The organism is Rhodospirillales bacterium, from assembly GCA_016699855.1.
In the GTDB taxonomy this organism is placed as follows: domain Bacteria; phylum Pseudomonadota; class Alphaproteobacteria; order Reyranellales; family Reyranellaceae.
The window spans coordinates 3,917,422-3,935,424 of the sequence record CP064988.1; the positions used below are offsets into that span (position 1 = coordinate 3,917,422).

The 18,003-nt window shown below is 73.4% G+C and carries 17 protein-coding genes and 1 pseudogene; 10 read left to right on the plus strand and 8 right to left on the minus strand.

Going from position 1 to position 18,003, the window contains the following annotated elements; genetic code table 11:
• Positions 1 to 102: 102 nt before the first annotated feature.
• Together IPK81_18490 and IPK81_18495 are read left to right on the plus strand one after the other, a co-directional pair.
• On the plus strand, positions 103 to 1,476 hold the full coding sequence (locus tag IPK81_18490; GenBank protein ID QQS11541.1) for an insulinase family protein: 1,374 nt from the start codon (positions 103 to 105) through the stop codon (positions 1,474 to 1,476).
• Positions 1,473 to 2,849 carry an insulinase family protein gene (locus tag IPK81_18495; GenBank protein ID QQS11542.1) on the plus strand — a complete coding sequence of 459 codons (1,377 nt, stop codon included), beginning with the start codon at positions 1,473 to 1,475 and terminating at the stop codon, positions 2,847 to 2,849. Before IPK81_18490 ends, IPK81_18495 begins: the two co-directional genes overlap by 4 nt.
• Positions 2,850 to 2,866: 17 nt before the next feature.
• Here IPK81_18495 and IPK81_18500 read toward each other — a convergent pair whose 3' ends face one another.
• The gene (locus IPK81_18500) at positions 2,867 to 3,850 is read right to left on the minus strand and encodes an NAD(P)-dependent oxidoreductase (protein QQS11543.1); all 984 of its coding nucleotides are present in this window, start codon (positions 3,848 to 3,850) and stop codon (positions 2,867 to 2,869) included.
• A gap of 219 nt (positions 3,851 to 4,069) precedes the next feature.
• Here IPK81_18500 and IPK81_18505 point away from each other — a divergent pair, with 219 nt between their 5' ends.
• Positions 4,070 to 4,540: an MAPEG family protein gene (locus IPK81_18505; protein ID QQS11544.1), complete on the plus strand. Its 471-nt coding sequence runs from the start codon at positions 4,070 to 4,072 to the stop codon at positions 4,538 to 4,540.
• A gap of 214 nt (positions 4,541 to 4,754) precedes the next feature.
• Here IPK81_18505 and IPK81_18510 read toward each other — a convergent pair whose 3' ends face one another.
• The gene (locus tag IPK81_18510) at positions 4,755 to 5,447 is read right to left on the minus strand and encodes a lectin (GenBank protein QQS11545.1); all 693 of its coding nucleotides are present in this window, start codon (positions 5,445 to 5,447) and stop codon (positions 4,755 to 4,757) included.
• A gap of 199 nt (positions 5,448 to 5,646) precedes the next feature.
• On the opposite strand from IPK81_18510, the gene IPK81_18515 reads away from it, so the two are divergent.
• The gene (locus IPK81_18515) at positions 5,647 to 6,273 is read left to right on the plus strand and encodes a glutathione S-transferase N-terminal domain-containing protein (protein QQS11546.1); all 627 of its coding nucleotides are present in this window, start codon (positions 5,647 to 5,649) and stop codon (positions 6,271 to 6,273) included.
• Between the two features lie 164 nt (positions 6,274 to 6,437).
• Here IPK81_18515 and IPK81_18520 read toward each other — a convergent pair whose 3' ends face one another.
• The 3 genes from IPK81_18520 to queG all read right to left on the minus strand — a co-directional run bounded on the left by IPK81_18520 (position 6,438) and on the right by queG (position 8,951).
• Positions 6,438 to 7,106, minus strand: coding sequence for a DUF1028 domain-containing protein (locus tag IPK81_18520; protein ID QQS11547.1), 669 nt, complete (start codon positions 7,104 to 7,106; stop codon positions 6,438 to 6,440).
• 42 nt (positions 7,107 to 7,148) lie between these two features.
• The gene (locus IPK81_18525; GenBank protein ID QQS11548.1) at positions 7,149 to 7,607 is read right to left on the minus strand and encodes a hypothetical protein; all 459 of its coding nucleotides are present in this window, start codon (positions 7,605 to 7,607) and stop codon (positions 7,149 to 7,151) included.
• 177 nt (positions 7,608 to 7,784) lie between these two features.
• Positions 7,785 to 8,951 carry a tRNA epoxyqueuosine(34) reductase QueG gene (gene queG / locus IPK81_18530; GenBank protein QQS11549.1) on the minus strand — a complete coding sequence of 389 codons (1,167 nt, stop codon included), beginning with the start codon at positions 8,949 to 8,951 and terminating at the stop codon, positions 7,785 to 7,787.
• A gap of 324 nt (positions 8,952 to 9,275) precedes the next feature.
• Here queG and IPK81_18535 point away from each other — a divergent pair, with 324 nt between their 5' ends.
• From IPK81_18535 to IPK81_18550, 4 genes and pseudogenes are all read left to right on the plus strand, one after another.
• Positions 9,276 to 9,989 carry a gamma-glutamyl-gamma-aminobutyrate hydrolase family protein gene (locus IPK81_18535; GenBank protein ID QQS11550.1) on the plus strand — a complete coding sequence of 238 codons (714 nt, stop codon included), beginning with the start codon at positions 9,276 to 9,278 and terminating at the stop codon, positions 9,987 to 9,989.
• Positions 9,990 to 10,357: 368 nt separating this feature from the next.
• A pseudogene (locus IPK81_18540) lies at positions 10,358 to 11,023 on the plus strand (rRNA pseudouridine synthase).
• A 1,689-nt stretch (positions 11,024 to 12,712) separates the two neighbouring features.
• Positions 12,713 to 13,333 carry a 16S rRNA (guanine(966)-N(2))-methyltransferase RsmD gene (rsmD, locus tag IPK81_18545; GenBank protein ID QQS15172.1) on the plus strand — a complete coding sequence of 207 codons (621 nt, stop codon included), beginning with the start codon at positions 12,713 to 12,715 and terminating at the stop codon, positions 13,331 to 13,333.
• Positions 13,330 to 13,947 (plus strand): histidine phosphatase family protein, encoded by a 618-nt coding sequence (locus IPK81_18550; protein QQS11551.1) that lies wholly within the window; start codon positions 13,330 to 13,332, stop codon positions 13,945 to 13,947. Before rsmD ends, IPK81_18550 begins: the two co-directional genes overlap by 4 nt.
• A gap of 9 nt (positions 13,948 to 13,956) precedes the next feature.
• Here the strand turns inward: IPK81_18550 and IPK81_18555 are convergent, their stop codons facing one another.
• On the minus strand, positions 13,957 to 14,514 hold the full coding sequence (locus IPK81_18555; protein QQS11552.1) for an RNA 2'-phosphotransferase: 558 nt from the start codon (positions 14,512 to 14,514) through the stop codon (positions 13,957 to 13,959).
• Positions 14,515 to 14,616: 102 nt separating this feature from the next.
• Between IPK81_18555 and queF the strand changes: the two genes are divergently transcribed.
• Entirely contained in the window at positions 14,617 to 15,075 is a 459-nt protein-coding gene (queF, locus tag IPK81_18560) for an NADPH-dependent 7-cyano-7-deazaguanine reductase QueF (protein ID QQS11553.1), read from the plus strand.
• Positions 15,076 to 15,098: 23 nt separating this feature from the next.
• A complete protein-coding gene (locus IPK81_18565) occupies positions 15,099 to 15,530 on the plus strand; it encodes a nucleoside deaminase (protein ID QQS15173.1) in 432 nt (143 codons plus the stop codon).
• A gap of 122 nt (positions 15,531 to 15,652) precedes the next feature.
• Here IPK81_18565 and IPK81_18570 read toward each other — a convergent pair whose 3' ends face one another.
• Together IPK81_18570 and IPK81_18575 are read right to left on the minus strand one after the other, a co-directional pair.
• Positions 15,653 to 16,609 carry a nitronate monooxygenase gene (locus tag IPK81_18570; protein QQS11554.1) on the minus strand — a complete coding sequence of 319 codons (957 nt, stop codon included), beginning with the start codon at positions 16,607 to 16,609 and terminating at the stop codon, positions 15,653 to 15,655.
• A gap of 166 nt (positions 16,610 to 16,775) precedes the next feature.
• Positions 16,776 to 17,975, minus strand: a complete 1,200-nt coding sequence (locus IPK81_18575) for a CoA transferase (protein QQS11555.1) — start codon at positions 17,973 to 17,975, stop codon at positions 16,776 to 16,778.
• Positions 17,976 to 18,003 lie beyond the last annotated feature (28 nt).

Below are 18,003 nucleotides of genomic sequence, written 5' to 3' on the forward strand. Positions count from 1 at the left end.
TGGCATCATAGCGGCCAAAACGCGGCGCGCGCTGTCGGCATCGTGATGGCGTCCCTGCCATCGTGATGGCGGCTCCGCGGGGGACCGGCTAGAATCGTGGTCATGCTCCCCCGTCGCGAACTCCTCGCCGTCGGCGCCCTCCCGGCGCTTCTCGGTCTCGCCGCGCCGTCGATCGCGCGCGCCCAGCTCCCCGTCGCCGCGCGCCCCGGCGCGCGTCGCGTCGAGACGTTCGACCTGGCCAACGGCCTCAAGGTCCTCGTCCTGCCGTCCAGGCGCGCGCCGATCGTGCAGCAGATGCTGTGGTACCGGGTCGGCTCCGCCGACGAGGCGCCGGGCAAGTCGGGCATCGCGCATTTCCTCGAGCATCTGATGTTCAAGGGCACGCCCGAGGTGCCGGCCGGCGAGTTCTCCAAGCGCGTCTCCCGCGTCGGCGGCCGCGACAACGCGTTCACCAGCTTCGACTACACCGCCTACCACCAGAATGTCGCCGCCGACCGGCTCGAGATGATCATGCGGATGGAGGCCGACCGCATGGCCAACCTGATCGTGTCGGAGAAGGAGCTGCTGCCCGAGCGCGACGTGATCCTCGAGGAGCGCCGCCAGGTGGTCGAGAGCCGGCCGTCGTCGCTGCTCGACGAGGTCACGCGCGAGGCGCTGTTCGGGCGCCGCGCCTACGGCGTGCCGATCATCGGCTACCCCGAGGAGATCGCGAAGCTCGGCGTCGACGACGCGCGTTCCTTCCACGACCTGCACTACGCGCCCAACAACGCCATCCTGATCGTCGCCGGCGACACCACGGTCGAGGCGGTGCGGGCGCTGGCCGAGAGGTACTACGCGCCGGCCAGGCCCAAGACGATCCCGGCGCGCGTCAGGCCCGACGCGCCGGCCGCCGATCTGCCGCGCCAGGTCGAGCGCGTCGACAAGCGCGTGGCGCAGCCGGAATGGTCGCGCGACTACATCGCGCCGTCCTACCGCAAGGGCGCCACCGAGCACGCCTTCGGCCTGCAGATCCTCACGCAGGTCCTCGGCGGCCATCAGACCAGCCGGCTGTACCGCTCGCTGGTGGTCGACCGGAAGATCGCGCTGGAGGCCGCCGCCGGCTACTCGGCGCGCAGCCTCGGACTCACCGCGTTCGGGATCGGCCTGTCGCCGGCGCCGCAGCGCACGATCGCCGAGATCGAGACCGCGGCGATGGCCGAGATCGAGCGCGTGCGCCAGGACGGCGTCACCGCCGAGGAGGTCGAGCGCGCCAAGCGCCGGCTGATCGCGTCGACGGTCTACGCGCTGGACTCGATGTCGAGCGGACCGGGCCTCTACGGCGCCGCGCTGGCCACCGGCGGCACGGTCGCCGAGGTCGACGAATGGCCCGAGCGGATCGCCGCGACCACCGTGGCGCAGGTCAACGCCGCCGCCCGCGCCACGCTCGACGACAAGCGCGCGGTGACGTCGCTGCTGCTGCCGGAGACCAAGCGATGATCCGCCCGGTCCCTCCCGCCGCCGCGACGCGCCGCGGCGTGATCGCCGCCGGCGCCGCGACCGTGGCGCTGGCCGGCCTCGGCGCGCTGGCGCCGCGCGCCGCCCACGCCGTCGACATCCGCACGCCCGCCACGCCCGGCGGGTTGAGCTACTGGCTGGTCGAGGACCGCACCGCGCCGGTGATCTCCATCGCCTTCTCGTTCGAGGGCGGCTCGACGCTCGATCCCGCCGGCAAGGAGGGCGTGTCGCAGCTCGTGGCGGCGCTGCTCGACCAGGGCGCGGGACCGCTCGACGCCAACGCCTTCAAGGCCAGGCAGGACGATACCGCCGTGCGCTTCGGTTTCGGCGCCGCCGTCGACCGCTTCGGCGGTTCGGTGCGCATGCTGGCGGAGCGCCGCGTCGAGTCCATCGAGCTGCTGCGGCTGGCGCTGGCCGAGCCGCGGTTCGACGCCGAGGCGGTCGAGCGCGCCCGGCGCCAGACCATCGTCGGCCTGCGCCGCGCCGAGCAGTCGCCGGGATCGGTCGCCGGCCGCGTGCTCGCGACCGCCGTGTTCGGCGCGCATCCCTACGGGCGGCCCGCGAGCGGCACGCTGGAGAGCGTCGCGGCGATCACCGCCGAGGATCTGCGGGCGCTCGCGAAATCGCAGTTCACGCGCGCCGGCCTGACCGTCGCGGTGGTCGGCGACACGACGGCGGCGGAGATCGGTCCGCTGCTGGACCGCGTGTTCGGCGCGCTACCCGCAGGCGGCGCGCCCGTCGACATCCCCGCCTGGACGCCCGGCGCGCCGAAGCCCGGCGGTCGCCTGATCGTGGTCGAGCGCGACGTGCCGCAGAGCGTGGTGCTGCTGGCGACGCCGGCGATCCGCCGCGACGATCCCGACTGGTACGCCGCCATGCTGATGAACCACGTGCTGGGCGGCGCCGGCTTCGCCGGCAGGCTGATGACGGAGGTGCGCGAGAAGCGCGGGCTGGCGTACGGCGCGTCGAGCCGGCTGACGCCCTACAAGCGCGCCGGCCTGTTCAGCGCCTCGGTCGCCACCGCCAACGCCCGCGTGGCCGAATCGCTGGCGATCGTGCGCGAGCAGATCGCGCTGATGGCCAAGGACGGCGTCAGCGACGCCGAGCTGGCAGACGCCAAGACCTATCTCGACGGCTCGCTGGCGGTGACGCTCGACTCCACCGGCGCGATCGCCAACCTGCTGCACGGCATGCGCGTCGACGGGCTGGCGCCCGACCATCTGACGCGCCGCAAGGCGCTGATCGACGCCGTCACGAAGGACGCCGTGAAGCGCGTCGCCGCCCGCATCCTGCGCGAGGACCTGTCGGTGACGGTGGTGGTCGGCAAGCCGCAGGGCGTGACCGCGACGGAGTAGGGGCGCGGGTCCGGGGCTCAGGCGACCGGATAGGGTCCCTCGGCGAACGCCACGTCGTGGTAGCCTTTTGAGCCGACCGTGATCGCCAGGCCGCTTCGGAAGTCCACGCCGGCGCTCAAGCGGTCGAGCGCGCTCCGGAAGTCGTGGCGCGGCCGCCATCCCAACGCCGACCTCGCGCGCGCGTTGTCGTAGACGCGGTCGATGCCCGGGAACATCGACCAGCCGCGCTCCGCGTAGAGCCCGTCGAAATCCGGGAATAGCCGGCGCACCACGGCGGGCGCGTCGCTCCGCAACGTCGCGAGATCGCCGCGCGTGAAGGGCGTGGTGGCCGAGACGACGTAGCGGCCGAATCCGAGGGCCGGCGCCTTGTCGATCGCGAGCAGATGCGCGTCGACCACGTCGTCGAGATCGACGCGCCTGTGCAGCAGCTCGTTGACCTGGACGTTGGCCGTCGCGTAGGCACCACGCACCGCCGCGTCGTCGTCGGCCTCGGGGAAGAACCGCGACGTGCGCAGCACGACCACCGGCAGGCGGTCGCGCCGGTGGAACAGTTCGCACAGGTCCTCCGCGGCGACCTTGGTGACGCCGTAGATGTTGCGCGGCACCGGCGCGACGTCCTCCGTCACCCACGCCGCCGGTCCGCCCGCCGCCGGCGTCAGAGCCGCGCCGAAGGCGCTGGTCGTGCTTGTGAACACGAACGCCTCGACGCGCGCGGCGGCCGCCGCCTCGAGCAGCGTCAGCGTGCCCGCCACGTTGGTGTCGATGAACCGGCGGGCGCTGTGCGTGGCGACGTGCGGCTTGTGGAGCGTGGCCGCGTGCGCGATGGCGCGGACGCCCGGCATGAGCGCCGTGACGAACTCCCGGTCGTCGATCGAGCCGATATGGTCGGTGAAGGGCGATGGTTTGATGTCGACGCCACGGACATCGCGCCCGGCGTCGCGCAGGCGCCGCACCAGCCCCTCGCCGAGATGTCCCGCGCTGCCCGTCACGAGGATCGTCATGGCGGCCGTCTACCACGCGGTCGGGGCGCCCGACGAGCGGGTTTGTGCGCGGTGATGGCGGTCGTGGGATCAGGCCTGCATGGCGGCAATTTTTCTGGCAGCCTCGCGGTGAGCGTGCCGCTTCGCGGGCCCGACCCCCGAAGCCGCGCCCCGCCGCGACGGTCCTTGAGGGATGTCGGGTGGCGCGGCCGGCACGGCGCGATATTGGGGAGATGAACCGTGGACAAGCTCGGCCTGCACAACCCGGTCTTCGCGACCTACGTCGTCGCCGCCACGATCATGATCCTCAAGGCGGTGGCGATGTCGTGGCTCACGGTCGCGCGCATGATGCAGGAGAAGGGCGGCTACCGCGCCCCGGAGGATCTGCGCAAGACGCCGCTCAATCCCGACCCCGATCCCAGGCAGCTGCTGCCCAACGAGCGCGTCGAGCGCATCCGGCGTATCCAAATGAACGATCTGGAGAACCTGCCGTTCTTCCTCGTCGCCGGCTTCCTGTTCGTCTTCACCGACCCGTCGTTGCTCTGGGCGCGGTTGCTGCTCTACGGCTACGTCGTGTCGCGCCTGCTGCACTTCGCGGCGTACTTCACCGCGCAGACGCACGATGTGCGCGCGACCTTGTGGACCGTCGGCTCGTTGATCCTGATCGGCATCACCGGATGGACGCTGATCGTGGCGCTGGGGGTCCGGTAGCGGGCGCTTAGGATGGCGGGAGGGGGCGACGATATCTCATAGCCGTGAAGTCACGACCCCTCCGTGTCATCCCGAGCGCAGCGAGGGATCCAGGGTCGGCGCCTGGATCCCTCGCTGTGCTCGGGATGACAGTGGGGGCGAGGTGATCCGTGGCGCGCCCCGGAAGACGAGATGCCGTCCGGCGACCGCGGCGCCGGACGGTCGTCGCGCGGCGCTAGTTGGCCGCGAAGCAGTACAGCAGGCCGGCGCCGCCGGAGGCCTTGAGCTGGTCGGGCGAGCAGCCGCGCGAGGGATGCGAGGTGTTCCACGACTTCGACGGCGCGTCGTCGCGCAGGCCCATGCGGTCGTGGTGGCCGACCATCGCGGCGCCCTCGCCGCTCTTCGTCCAGTTGCCGCAGGTCAGGTCCTTGTCCGGCGGCGGCGCGGTGCCATCCTCGAGCGTGCCCGTGAGGATGTCGTGCTGGTTGACGACGAACAGCCGGCTGGGGATGCGCCGGCCCGTCTCCGCGAGGCCGCCCTCTGTGTCGATGCGGTTGTGCGGCGAGTGCAGGTCGGCGACGTCGACGGCGATGCGCAGGCCGGCGGCGTTGAACCACGGGCCCTTGCCGATGCGGTCGCGCGCGTTGATGGCGGTGGCGCCGCCGATCGCCTGCTGGCTGAGATAGGCGCGCCACGTCTTGGCGCCCGCGCCGGCCCGCGTCGCCAGCGCCTGGCAGTGCGCGTCCGCGCCGGCGATGCCGCCGTAGTCGGCGCCCTTCGGCCCGCCCGTGCTGGTGATGAAGAAGCTCATGTTGGGGAATTGCGGCGGCTGCGGCGGCGGCGTGGGCTGCGCCGGCTGCTGCGCCAGCGCGCTCGCGGCGAGGGTCAGCGGCGCGAGCGCCGCGAGGGTGGTCAGGGTCTTCCGCATGGTGTCACCTCCGATTGCGCCGGTTGGCCGGCTTCGACATGCCGGTCACGCGACGCGGCGATGGCGGACCCTACGTGGATCGCGGGCGCGCGCGAAGTAGTGGCCGTGCGGTGACGCGGTGACGGATGTGAAACCTGATAGGCTTGCGCCAATCCCAGTTGATGTGGCAGCGTCCCTGTCCTTTCGTGAGGGCGACCCCATGATCCTCATCGGCCAGTACGATTCTCCGTTCGTCCGCCGCGTCGGCATCGCGCTGACGCTGTACCGCCTGCCGTTCGAGCACAGGCCGTGGTCGACCTTCGGCGACGCCGAGAAGATCCGGCCGTACAACCCGCTGACGCGCGTGCCGGTGCTGGTGCTCGACGACGGCGTGGCGCTGGTCGAGAGCCACAGCATCCTCGACCATCTGGACAGCCTCGTGCCGGCGAAGCGCGCGATGTTCCCGCGGTCCGAGCCGGCGCGGCACCGCGCGCTGCGGATCGCGGCGCTGGCGACCGGTCTGGCCGACAAGGCGGTCAGCCTGTTCTACGAGAAGCGCCTGCACGGCGAGGTGTCCGACATGTGGGTCGAGCGCTGCCGCTCGCAGATATCCGGCACGCTGGCGATGCTCGACGCCGACCGCGCGAAGTGGACGGGCAAGCACTGGTTCGACGGCCGCCTCGGTCACGCCGACATCGCGGTGGCCTGCGCCCTGCGTTTCCTCAACGAGGCGCATCCCGGCATGGTCTCGATGTCGGCGTTCCCGGCGCTCGCCGCGCACGCCGCCCGGATGGAGAAACTGCCGGCGTTCAAGGCGGTGGCGCAGGAATTCATCCCGCCGTCGTAGCGCGTCGCCAGCCGGCTGGACGCGCGTCGTCGATCATCCACGACCGTCATCCCGAGCGCCGCGAGGGATCTTTCAGCGGTGGAAAGATCCCTCGCGGCGCTCGGGATGACGGGTTGGTCCGGCTCGATCGAAACGCGCACCAACGGTCCGTTCGGCGCGGCCGCCTATGGCTTCCACTCGTGCCACGGCGGCACGCGCGGATCGCGCTGGCGCTGGACGTAGTAGGGCAGGTAGGGCCGGTACGCCTCGAACACGCGGCGCAACTCGCCGACCGGCTCGTCGTGGTGGTCGACGCGTAGATCGACCTCGGCGAATTTGTCGCCGGCGTAGACCAGGATCGCGGCCGACACCTGGCCGCCGATCTGCCCGCCGGCGTCGCGCCCGGCCTCCAGCGCGTCCATCAGGCGGTCGGCGAACGGCGCGTCCGGACGGGCGGTGAACGTGTCGCGCATCGCCGCGAGGGTCGCCGGCCCCGGCAGCACGTTGCCCAGCACCACGAAGCCGTCGTGGATCTCGTGGCCGGCCCACGCCGTGTTCGACGCGCCGGTGCGCACCGCGATGGCGCCGTCGTCGTCGATCACCGCGAGCTGGCGCTGCTCCGGCCAGCGGTCGTTGGCGACCAGCGCGTCGAGCGTCGCCCGCGCGCCGTGGCCGTCGCGCAGCAGGCGCATCGCGAAATGGCCCATGCGCGCGTCGGCCCGCGACATGATGGCGACGACACCGGTATGCGCCATGGCGTGCGGCACGCGGGCGCCGACCGCGAAGGAGCGCGTCGCCGTGGCGATGCCCAGCCGGCGGGAAGCCGGGCAGCGCGCGAGGATCGAGAAGGTCATGGCGGCGCCTCCTTCGGCGGGCCGTGCGTGGACGTCGTGGCGCTACCGCTTCGAGAGGCGGCCCGACTCGAAGCCTTCTGGCGTGCGCCGCGTCGCGTTCAACGTCGCGCCGGACATGCGGAAGCTGTAGCTGGTCCGACCCTCCGCCCATGACAGCGTGCCGCCGCTGATCCGGGCGGTGTGGCGGGCATTGCCGGGCGTGCGCACATCCTCGTTCTTGCCCCAGATGTAGAGCACTTTCGCGGTGCCGTCGGCCTCCACCGATTCGACGACCAGCGCGGCGCAGAGCGGGCCCATGCTCTCGTCGAACGCGCCGTAGGCCCAGTTGCCGGCCCAGACGCCCGAGAAGGCCCGCGCCTCGGCGGGCGCGCCGGGCGCCGGCGCCGCGAGCGTGTATTCCAGCCGCTGGTCGCAAGCCGCGATCTGCGCGGCGTGGCCGGGCGCGGCCGCGAGCGTGGCGCCGAGCGCGGCGAGCGCCCGGAACGTGGTCCGGATCGTCATCGTGTCCGCCTCCCCCGACGGCGAGAACGCTGATGCCAACTTAAGCTCGGGACTATGTTCGGCGCGTTGCGGCGGATCAATCCGGGGGGGGCGCCGTCCGGTCGGTGCGGCGGGGCCAACCCCTCCGCGCTCACATCCCCGGTTTGGATCGTCCGTCGTGGACATGCGACGCAGCCCCTATCCTCGGCGATCCCATTCGGCGCGCACCTCGGCGTCGGATTCGGACGCCAGCCGCGCGGCGCGGTCGGCGGCGAAGCGCGGCGGCGACAGCCGCGCCAGCGCCCACACGGCGGCGCCGCGCACGACGGCGTCGGGATCGTCGAGCAGGCGCAGCACCGCCGGCAGCGCCGCGGCTTCGCCGCTATTGCCTAGCGCCAGCGCCACGTTGCGCGCCAGCCGCCCGCGGCCCATGCGCTTGATCGCGGTGCCGGCGAAGCGGCGGCGGAAGCCGGCCTCGTCGAGCGCCGCCAGCTCCGTAAGTAGTGGCGCCGCGAGATCGGCGCGCGGCGCGAAGGCGGCCTCGCGCGACGCGGCGGCGAACTTGTTCCACGGGCAGGCCGCGAGGCAGTCGTCGCAGCCGTAGACGCGGTTGCCCAGCTTCTCGCGGAACTCCCGCGGGATCGGACCGGGGTGCTCGATGGTGAGGTAGGAAAGGCAGCGCCGCGCGTCGAGCCGGTCCGGCGCCGGGAACGCCGCCGTCGGGCAGGAATCGAGGCAGGCGCGGCAGGTGCCGCAATGGTCCTCGCCCGGCGCGTCGGCCGGCAGCGCGACCGACAGCGCGATCTCGCCGAGGAACAGCCAGGAGCCGTGAGCGCGCGACACAAGGTTGGTGTGGCGTCCCTGCCAGCCGATGCCGGCGCGCGCCGCCGCCGGCTTCTCCATCAGCGGCGCGGTGTCGACGAACACCCGCAGCTCGCGACCCCAGCGGTTCCAGATCCACAGGCCGAGTTCCTTGAGCCGCGACTTGACCACGAGGTGGTAGTCGCGGCCGCGGGCGTAGATGGAAATGGCCGCGCGGTCGCCCCGCGCCAGGATCGCCAGCGGATCCTCGCCCGGCGCGGGCGCGTAGCTCATGGCCAGCGACACGATGGTGCGCGCCTGCGTCCACATCTTCGCGGGGTCGGCGCGGCGCTCGATGTCGTCGGCCATCCAGTCCATGGCGCCGTGGCGGCCTTCGGTGGTGAACGCGACGAGCGCCTCGCGCTGCGCGGCCGGCGCCGCCGCCGTCGCGAAGCCGACGGCGTCGAAGCCCAGCCGCGACGCCTCGGCGCGGATCTCCTCGCGGATCGCCGTCGGATCCTTCGGCGCGCGCCGCTTCAGCCCGGGGCGGGGTTGTGTCGCCATGCCGCCACGATGCGCGGTGCCGGCGCGGGGCTCAAGGGGTGGCCTCCGTTCGCTCGGAGGGAGCGTGTGCGGCGGGCGAAGCCCCTCATCCGCCCCTGCGGGGCACCTTCTCCCCTCCTTCGAGGGGAGAAGGGAACAAATCGACCATCGTACGCTCCCGCGGGGTTGGCACGTCGTCCCCGCATGCGGGCGGAAAGGGACGATGCCGGCGTCGCTTCTCTTGCCCTGCTCCCCCGTCATCGGGGGAGAAGGTGCCCGAAGGGCGGATGAGGGGCTCCTCGGCACGCACTCGATCCACGAACGCGGCGGGCGTATGATGGCCCCATGACCAGACCCCTGATCGGCGTCACGCTCGACGCGGAGAAGCCCGGCGGCTACTCGAAGTTCCCGTGGTACGCGGCGCGGCAGAACTATTTCGACGCCGTGGCGGCGGCCGGCGGCCTGCCGGTGGCGCTGCCGCACGATCCCGAGCGCGCCCAGGCGTATCTCGACACGATCGACGGGCTGGTGGTGACCGGCGGCGCCTTCGACGTCGATCCCTCCTACTACGACGGCGGTGCCAGGCACGGCACGGTCGTGACCAAGGACCGTCGCACGGCGTTCGAGTTCGCGGTCACGAGGGGCGCGGTCGAGCGCGACATGCCGGTGCTCGGCATCTGCGGCGGCCAGCAGCTGCTGCACGTCGCGCTCGGCGGCAAGCTGATCCAGCACATCCCCGACGCGATCGCCGGGGCGCTGGCGCACGAGCAGCCCAACCCGCGCGACCAGGCCGGCCACGACGTCCGGATCAGGCGCGGCACGCTGCTGCACCGCGTCGTCGGGGCCGAGACGATGGCCGTCAACAGCGCCCACCACCAGGCGGCGCTCGACGAGCCGGCGGGGATCGTGGTCAACGCCCGCGCGTCGGACGGCGTGATCGAGGGCATCGAGGCGCCCGGAAGGCGATTCTGCCTCGGCGTCCAGTGGCATCCGGAGTTCCACATCTCCGACGGCGACCGGCATATCTTCACCGCCTTCGTCGAGGCCTGCCGGCGGTAGCCGGTTTGGAGCGTCGACGCCGGCGCTCGTCATCCTGAGGGCGCCCGCGTAGCGGCGTCGTCGAAGGATCCTGTCGCCGTCGAGCGCCGCGGAAGGATCCCTCGACTGCACGCCTGCGGCGCTCCGCTCGGGATGACGGGAGCGGGCGGCGAGGGACACGATCGCCGCGGGGGATACCGCGGGGCCGGGAAACCCTCTAGAAGCCGGCCATGAACGACATTCCCATCGACGATCCGGACGCCGGCCCACCCGAAACCGACCCGACGTCTGCCGGCGCGCCGCAAGCCGCAGTTCCCGAAGCCGCGACTCCCGAAACCGCGTCCGCCGACACCCCCGACGCCGCCAAGGGCGAGCGCGTCGCCAAGCGGCTGGCGCGGGCGGGCGTGTGCTCGCGGCGCGACGCGGAGCGCTGGATCGCGGCCGGCCGGATCACCGTCGACGGCGTCCGCGTCGACACCCCGGCGACGCTCGTCACCGAGGCCAGCGACATCCGGGTCGACGGCGCGCGGCTGGAGAAATCGCAGCGCTCGCGGTTGTGGCTCTACCACAAGCCGGTCGGGCTGGTGGTCACCCACCGCGACCCCGAGGGCCGGCCGACGGTGTTCGACCGCCTGCCGAAGGACATGCCGCGGGTGATGTCGGTCGGACGGCTCGATCTGAACTCCGAAGGCCTGCTGCTGCTGACCAACGACGGCGAGCTGGCGCGCCGGCTGGAGCTGCCGTCGAGCGGCCTGGTCCGGCGCTACCGCGTGCGCGCGCATGGCGAGATCGGTGAACGGACGCTCGAGCAGCTGCGCCATGGCGTGACCGTCGAGGGCGTCGCCTACGGCCCGATCATGGCGTCGATCGAACGCCAGCAGCGCAGCAATCTCTGGCTCTCGGTGGCGCTGAAGGAAGGCAAGAACCGCGAGGTGCGCCGCGTGATGGCGCATCTCGGCCTGGGCGTGAATCGCCTGATCCGCATCGCCTTCGGTCCGTTCACGCTCGACGCGCTGCCCGAGGGCGAGGTGGTCGAGGCCAGCCCGCGGCTGGTGGCGCAGATGTCGGGCGAAGCCGACCTCGACGCGCACGGCCGCAAGCCGGGCTGGGCCAAGGCCAAGCACCGCCCGTCGCGCAAGCGGTCACCCGCCGGCGCCACGCGGCCGCGCGCGGACGAGCGCGGCGATGGCGAGCGGGAGCGGCCACGGGCGCCCCGCGACGCCCGGCCGGTGAGGGAGCCCCATGTGGGCGCCGGATTCCGTCGCGCCGGGACCGGCTTCGCGCGCGACGACGCGCCACGTGAGGAACGTCGTCCGGATCGATTCGAGGGCGCCCGCGCTCCTGCCCCCTCGCCCCGCGACGGCGGGGAGAGGGTCGGGGTGAGGGGCTTCGCCCGTGACGAGAGCGCTCCGCGGCGTGGCGACGACGCGCCGCGTGGGAGATTCGCGCGACCGGAATCCGGCCGTCGCGACGAGGATCGCCGGCCGCCGCGACGCGATCCCGACGGACCGCGCGATCAGCTCCGCAACGGGCACCGCGACGACCGACGGCAGCCCCTCACCCCGACCCTCTCCCCGCCTGCGCGGGGAGAGGGAGGAAGACGCCAGGACCCCGGTGCGCAGCAGCGCGATCATGCCGGTTCGCGCGACCGCGAGGACGCGCGGTTCCACGGTGGACGCATGCGCGCGTCGTACGCGGGCCCGCGCGAGCGAGACGATGCGCCGTCGCGTGATCACGACGAGCGCCTCAGCCGTCATCCCCCCTCGCCCCGCGAAGGCGGGGAGAGGGCCGGGGTGAGGGGCTTCGACCGCGACGAGCGCGCGCCGCGTCGCGACGACGACGCGCCGCGCGGACGATTCGCGCGGCCGGAATCCGACCGTCGCGACGAGGATCGCCGGCCGCCGCGACGCGATCCCGATGGGCCGAGCGATCATTCCTACGGCCGGCATCATGAGGACCGACGAAAGCCCCTCACCCCGGCCCTCTCCCCGCCTGCCGCGGGGAGAGGGAGGAAGACGCGACGACCGCGGTGCGCGGCAGCGCGCTCATGCCGACCCCCGAGACCGCGATGAGCGCGCGCTGCGTCGCGACGAGTACGCGCCGCGGGATCGATCCTCGCGACCGCACGCCGACCGCGACGTGCGTGCCACCCGCCCTTCCCCCTCTCCCCGCGCAGGCGGGGAGAGGGCCGGGGTCAGGGGCTTCGACCGCGACGAGCGTGCGCCGCGCCGCGACGACGACGCGCCGCGTGGCCGCCTCGCGCGGCCGCACGCCGGTCCCCGCGATCGTGACGAACGCGCGCCGCGGCGCGACGAATACGCGCCGCGGGAACGAGCCGCGCGACCGCATGCTGGACCGCGCGACCGCGACGAACGCGCGCCCCGTCGCGAGGACGACCGTCGCCCGTCGCGGCAGGGACCGGCGGCGCCGCGCGGCCACGAAGCGCGCCGGCCTCGCGACGACGACCGGCGGAAGCCCGTCACCCCCACCCGTTCCCCGCCGGGGCGGGGAGAGGCGGCAAAGCGGGACCGCCACACCGGCGGCGACCGCGCGTCCTCCCGCGACGGAGCGCCGCCATCGAAGAAGCCCGGCCGCCCGACGCCGGACCGGCGCGGCGGATCGCGCTTCGGCGGACCGGCGCGCGGCAAGCCGCCGCGTGGCGGCGGGCCGCCGAAGGGGCGTCGTCCGTGAGCCGCCGGCCCTCGCCGCGCAACGGCCGGGCGCCGCCGGAGCCGAGACGGCCGCTGGCGCAGTCGGCCGCCACGCCGCGCATCGCCGGCGGCGCGCATCGCGGCCGGCCGCTGCTGGTGCCGGCCGGCGCCGACGTGCGGCCGACGGCGGCGCGCGCCCGCGAATCGCTGTTCAACATCCTGCTGCACGCCGATCTGCGCGGCGACGGCACCTCGCCGCTGCCCGGCGGCCGCGTGCTCGACGCCTTCGCCGGCAGCGGCGCGCTCGGGCTCGAGGCGCTGTCGCGCGGCGCCGCCCACGCCACCTTCATCGAATCGTCGGCGTCGGCCGTGCGCGTGATCGGCGAGAACCTGCGCACGCTCGGCGAGGCGTCGAAGGCCCGGGTGCTGCGCGGCGACGCCACCCAGCCGCAGCCGGCGCCGGCCGACGCCGCCTGCGACGTGGCGCTGCTCGATCCGCCCTACCGCTCCGGCCTCGGTCCGGCGGCGCTGCTGGCGCTGGCGCGCGCCGGCTGGCTGGCGCCCGGCGCGGTGTGCTCGCTGGAGGTGGCGTTCGACGAGGACGTCGATCCGCCGGCCGGCTTCAGCGCGCTCGACGAGCGCCGCTACGGCAAGGCCAAGCTGCTGCTGTTCCGCTACGGAGCGGCGGCGGCGCCCGTGGAAGGCGCGGCGTGACGCATCCCATCTACCTGTTCCGCCACGGCGAGACGGTGTGGAACGCCGAGAAGCGCGCGCAGGGCGCGCTCGACTCGCCGTTGACCGACGCCGGCGAGGCGCAGGCGCGCGCCATGGGCGCGGCCTTCGCCGCCGAGCTGCGGCGCGCCGGCACCGCCGCCGCCGACGTCGCGGTGCGCGCCAGTCCGCTGGGCCGCGTGCGCCGGACGCTGGCGCTGGCGGCGGCCGCCGCCGCGCTGGCGCACGACGAGGCGTGCTTCGACCCGCGCCTGCGCGAGATGAGCTGGGGCGACTGGGACGGGCTGGTCGCGGCCGAGATCGAGGCGCGCTGGCCCGGCGAGCTGGCGGCGCGCCGGCGGGCGCACTGGACCTACGCGCCGCCGGGCGGCGAGAGCTACGTCATGGCCGTGGAACGCGCGCGGCCGGCGCTGGCCGATCTACGGGCGCTGGCCGTGCGCGCGCCGGTGGCGGTGTTCGCGCATGGCGCCATCGGCCGCGTCCTGCGCGGCCTCTGGCTGGACGCGCCGCGCGAGCGCGTGCTGACGATGGACCAGCCGCAGGACGCGTTCTACGTGCTCACCCCCGGCGGCTGCGAGCGCGTGCCGGCGGCGTGAGGGGACGCCTCAGGCCTCGCGCGTGATGAAGCCCGGCGGGATGGCGTCGGCCAGCCATATCCGGTCGTCGACCTCGAAGAAGGCGACGCCGGCGCCGTGCGCGGCGAGCGCCCGCACCACGAGGATCGCCGGCGCCGCGCTTTTGCGCCGGCCGACCCGCAGCGCCGTGTCGCGGTCGGCGGAGAGGTGGACCTGCCGGCGCGCCATCGGCCGCAGGCCGGCGTCGAGGATCGAGGCCACGGCGTCGGGCGACGTGCCGTGGAACAGGATCGCCGGCGGCGGCGTCGGGTCGCGCGCGATGTCGACCGCGGCGGAGTGGCCGTAGCGCGCGCGGATGCGGCCGTCCTCGATGGCGTGGCGCTTCTTCTCGGACGCGTCGATCGCGGCGCGTAGATCGGCTTCCTCCAGCGCGCTCCAGCGGGAATGCGCCTCACGCAGCGCCGCCACGAGATCGTCGAGCGGCGCCGATCCATCGGCCGCCAGGGTCAACCCGTACGCCGCCGGCGCGTGCCGCAGCGCGTGCGACATGGCGCGGCTGAGCGCGGTGAGGTCGGCGGGGTCGATCAACGCGGCGTCTCCTTGGTGTCGCAGCGTAGCACGCGGCGTCCTCGCGTCGCGGCGGCGGACGCGATAGAACGGGCGTCGTTCCGCGACCGCAGGCGATCCGACATGGCCCGACCCAAGACCCTGACCCAGCTCGGCCGGCCGAGCGCGCTGCCGGCATCGCCCGACGCGGCGGTGATCGAGACGGTGCCCAATCCGCACAAGGGGACGCTGTATCTGGTGCGCTTCACGGCGCCGGAATTCACCTCGCTGTGTCCGATCACCGGTCAGCCGGATTTCGCCCATCTCGTGATCGACTACGCGCCGGCCGCGGCGCTGGTCGAGAGCAAGTCGCTGAAGCTGTTCCTCGGGTCGTTCCGGAACCACGGCGCCTTCCACGAGGATTGCACGGTGGGCATCGGCAAGCGGCTGGTGGCGGCGATGCGGCCGAGATGGCTACGCATCGGCGGTTACTGGTATCCGCGCGGCGGCATGCCGATCGACGTGTTCTGGCAGACCGGCGCGCCGCCGAAAGGCCTGTGGCTGCCCGATCCCGGCGTACCGGCCTACCGCGGGCGCGGCTGAGCGTGGCCGGCGACCCGCCACCGATGGCGCTGGCGTTGGCAGAGGCGCGCGACGCCGCCGCGCGCGGCGAGGTGCCGGTGGGCGCCGTCGTGACCGGGCCGGACGGCGCCGTGCTGGCGCGCGCCGGCAACCGCGTCGAGGCGCTCAACGACCCTACGGCGCACGCCGAACTATTGGCGATCCGCGCGGCCGCCGAAGCGCTGGGCTCGCCGCGGCTGGTCGGTTGCGACCTGCACGTGACCTTGGAGCCGTGTCCGATGTGCGCCCAGGCGATCTCCTTCGCGCGCCTGCGGCGGCTGTACTTCGGCGCGTCTGATCCCAAGGGCGGCGGCGTCGAGCACGGTCCGCGGATCTTCGGCCAGCCCACTTGCCATCACGCGCCGGAGGTCTACTCGGGAATCGCCGAGACCGAGGCCGCCGCCCTGCTGCGCGATTTCTTCCGCGCGAGGCGTTGATACATTCGCGCAGCTATTCGTCCCTCTCCGCCGCGCAGCGGGGGAGAGGGAAATGGCGGCGACCTCCGGGATGTGCCGATTCGCCACCTGCCACGCGGGCGGAGATGGAGCGAAGCCGCCCTTCACGCCGCCAGGCGGCGCATCTCGTCCCTCGCGGCGCGGTACTCGGCCTTGAGGCGGCGGCACAGCTCGGCGGTGCCGATGACGCTGTCGATGTTCCCGACGCCGTGGCCGGCGGTCCAGATGTCCTTCCAGCGCTTCTTCGATTCCTGAGCCGAGACGATCTTCCCCGGTAGGGTGGTGCGCAGGACGTCGAGGTCGACGCCGGCGGCGATCAGGCTCTTGGTCAGCCAGTTGGCCGGCGCGCCGTCGATCGAGGCCGACAGGAACACGTCGGTCGATTTCGACTCCAGGATCATCGCCTTGTGGCCGTCGGCCGCGGTCGCCTCGGTCGTGGCGATGAAGCGCGTGCCCATGTAGGCGAGGTCGGCGCCCATCGCCTGGGCGGCCAGCGCGTCGCGGCCGGTGGTCATGCCGCCAGCCAGCACGACGAGGCCATCGAAGATCCGCCGGACCTCGTTGAGCAGCGCGAAGGGGTTGATGGTGCCGCAATGGCCGCCGGCGCCGCCGCACACCGCGATGACGCCATCGACGCCGGACTCCATCGCCTTCTCGGCGTGCCGCTGGCTGGCGACGTCGTGGATGACGATGCCGCCGTAATCGTGGATGCGCTTCACCGCCTCGCCCGGCGCGCCCTTGGAGGTCAGCACCACCGGCACCTTGTGGCGGACGACGATGTCGAGATCGCCCTGGGCGCGCGGGTTCGACGCGTGCACCACGAGGTTGATGGCGAACGGCGCGACCTTCCCTTCGTGCGGCTGGTCGGCCAGCCGCCTCACGCCTTCCTCGGTCTCGATCAGCCAGCGCTCGAACGTCTCCGCGTCGCGCGTGCCGTGGGCGGGAAAGCTGCCCATCACGCCCTCCGAGCAGGCGGCGATGGTCATCGCCGGGTTGGACACCAGGAACATCGGCGCCGCGATCACGGGAATTTCGAGCTTGTCGACGATGGAATGGGGCATGACGGTCGATCTCCGGCGGCTTTCACCCTCTCCGCCGCGTAGCCGGGGAGAGGGAGGGGCCCGCGCGTGGCGCGGGAGGGTGAGGTGGTGTCGGAAATGGTGGAGGTGGTGGCTCAAGCGTGACGTGCGTCGCCATCGGGCGCCGCGATCCGCACGAAAACCCAGCTCACCCCGACCCTCTCCCCCCGCGCGCGGGCGGAGAGGGGGAAAGACCCGGCGGCGCGATGCCGAGCTCGGCGAGGATTTCGGCGGTGTGCTGGCCGATCGCGGGCGCGCCGCGGCGGATCGGGGCGACGCCGCTGGCGCGGCCCAGCCCGAAGCCGATGGTCGGCACCGTGCCGCCCGACGCGTGCGGCATCTCCGTCACCCAGCCCATATGCGCCATCTGCGGCGAGGCCACGACCTGGTCGTAGCTGGCGATCGGCCCGCAGATGATGTCGGCGGCCTCCAGCGCCTGGATCCACTCCGCCGTCGTCCGCCGCCGGAAATGCGCCGACAGGGCCGCGAACAGCGCCGGCCGGTTGGCGACGCGCTCCGGCAGGTCGGCGAAGCGGGGATCGCGCGACAGTTCCGGCTCGCCCAGCAGATCGCACAGCGCGATCCACCTCTCGGGATGGTAGGCCGCGACCATGATCCAGCCGTCGGCCGTGGGATAGGCCTCGTTGGGCGAGGCGTAGGGCGCGGCGCTGCCGGCGCGCTCCGGCGGCGTTCCGGACACGAGGTAGCCGACCATGGAGTGCTGCTGCAGCAGGATGGCGCTGCCGTACATGCCGATGTCGAGCAGCTGGCCCTCGCCGGTGCGGTCGCGTTTGCGCAGCGCCGCCAGGACGGCCGTCGTCGCGAGGAACGCCGTCGTCATGTCGACCACCGGCACGCTGACCTTGGTCGGGCCGGCGCCGGGCTCGCCGGTGACGCTCATCAGGCCGGACGCGCCCTGCACGATGCCGTCGACGCCGGGCTTGTCCTTCCACGGGCCGGTCTGGCCGTAGGCCGAGATCGCGATGTAGATCAGCCGCGGCTGCGTCGCCTTGAGCGACTCGTAGTCGAGCCCGAAGCGCCTCATCACGCCGGGCCGGAAGCTCTCCAGCACGATGTCGGCCGTGGCGATCAGCTTGCGGGCGGTGGCGCGGCCCTCCGCGGTCTTGAGGTCGAGGACGACGCTGCGCTTGCCGCGGTTGGACATGGTCGACGACGCGCTCTCGCCGTCGATGTAGGGCGGGCCCAGCCGGCGGCCGATGTCGCCGGCCGGCGACTCCAGCTTGATCACGTCGGCGCCGAGATCGGCCAGCATGGCGCCGCACACCGGCCCGGCCGCGACCTGCGCGAAATCGATGACGCGGATGCCCGCGAGCGCGTCGTCCAGCATGGCGTATGCGGTCCCTCCTGACGGGGAA

Coding starts and splice junctions, on each gene's coding strand:
- IPK81_18490 (QQS11541.1), top strand. CDS start 103: ATGCTCCCCCGTCGCGAACTCCTCGCCGTCGGCGCCCTCCCGGCGCTT.
- IPK81_18495 (QQS11542.1), top strand. CDS start 1,473: ATGATCCGCCCGGTCCCTCCCGCCGCCGCGACGCGCCGCGGCGTGATC.
- IPK81_18500 (QQS11543.1), bottom strand. CDS start 3,850: ATGACGATCCTCGTGACGGGCAGCGCGGGACATCTCGGCGAGGGGCTG.
- IPK81_18510 (QQS11545.1), bottom strand. CDS start 5,447: ATGCGGAAGACCCTGACCACCCTCGCGGCGCTCGCGCCGCTGACCCTC.
- IPK81_18515 (QQS11546.1), top strand. CDS start 5,647: ATGATCCTCATCGGCCAGTACGATTCTCCGTTCGTCCGCCGCGTCGGC.
- IPK81_18520 (QQS11547.1), bottom strand. CDS start 7,106: ATGACCTTCTCGATCCTCGCGCGCTGCCCGGCTTCCCGCCGGCTGGGC.
- IPK81_18525 (QQS11548.1), bottom strand. CDS start 7,607: ATGACGATCCGGACCACGTTCCGGGCGCTCGCCGCGCTCGGCGCCACG.
- queG (QQS11549.1), bottom strand. CDS start 8,951: ATGGCGACACAACCCCGCCCCGGGCTGAAGCGGCGCGCGCCGAAGGAT.
- IPK81_18535 (QQS11550.1), top strand. CDS start 9,276: ATGACCAGACCCCTGATCGGCGTCACGCTCGACGCGGAGAAGCCCGGC.
- queF (QQS11553.1), top strand. CDS start 14,617: ATGGCCCGACCCAAGACCCTGACCCAGCTCGGCCGGCCGAGCGCGCTG.
- IPK81_18565 (QQS15173.1), top strand. CDS start 15,099: ATGGCGCTGGCGTTGGCAGAGGCGCGCGACGCCGCCGCGCGCGGCGAG.
- IPK81_18570 (QQS11554.1), bottom strand. CDS start 16,609: ATGCCCCATTCCATCGTCGACAAGCTCGAAATTCCCGTGATCGCGGCG.
- IPK81_18575 (QQS11555.1), bottom strand. CDS start 17,975: ATGCTGGACGACGCGCTCGCGGGCATCCGCGTCATCGATTTCGCGCAG.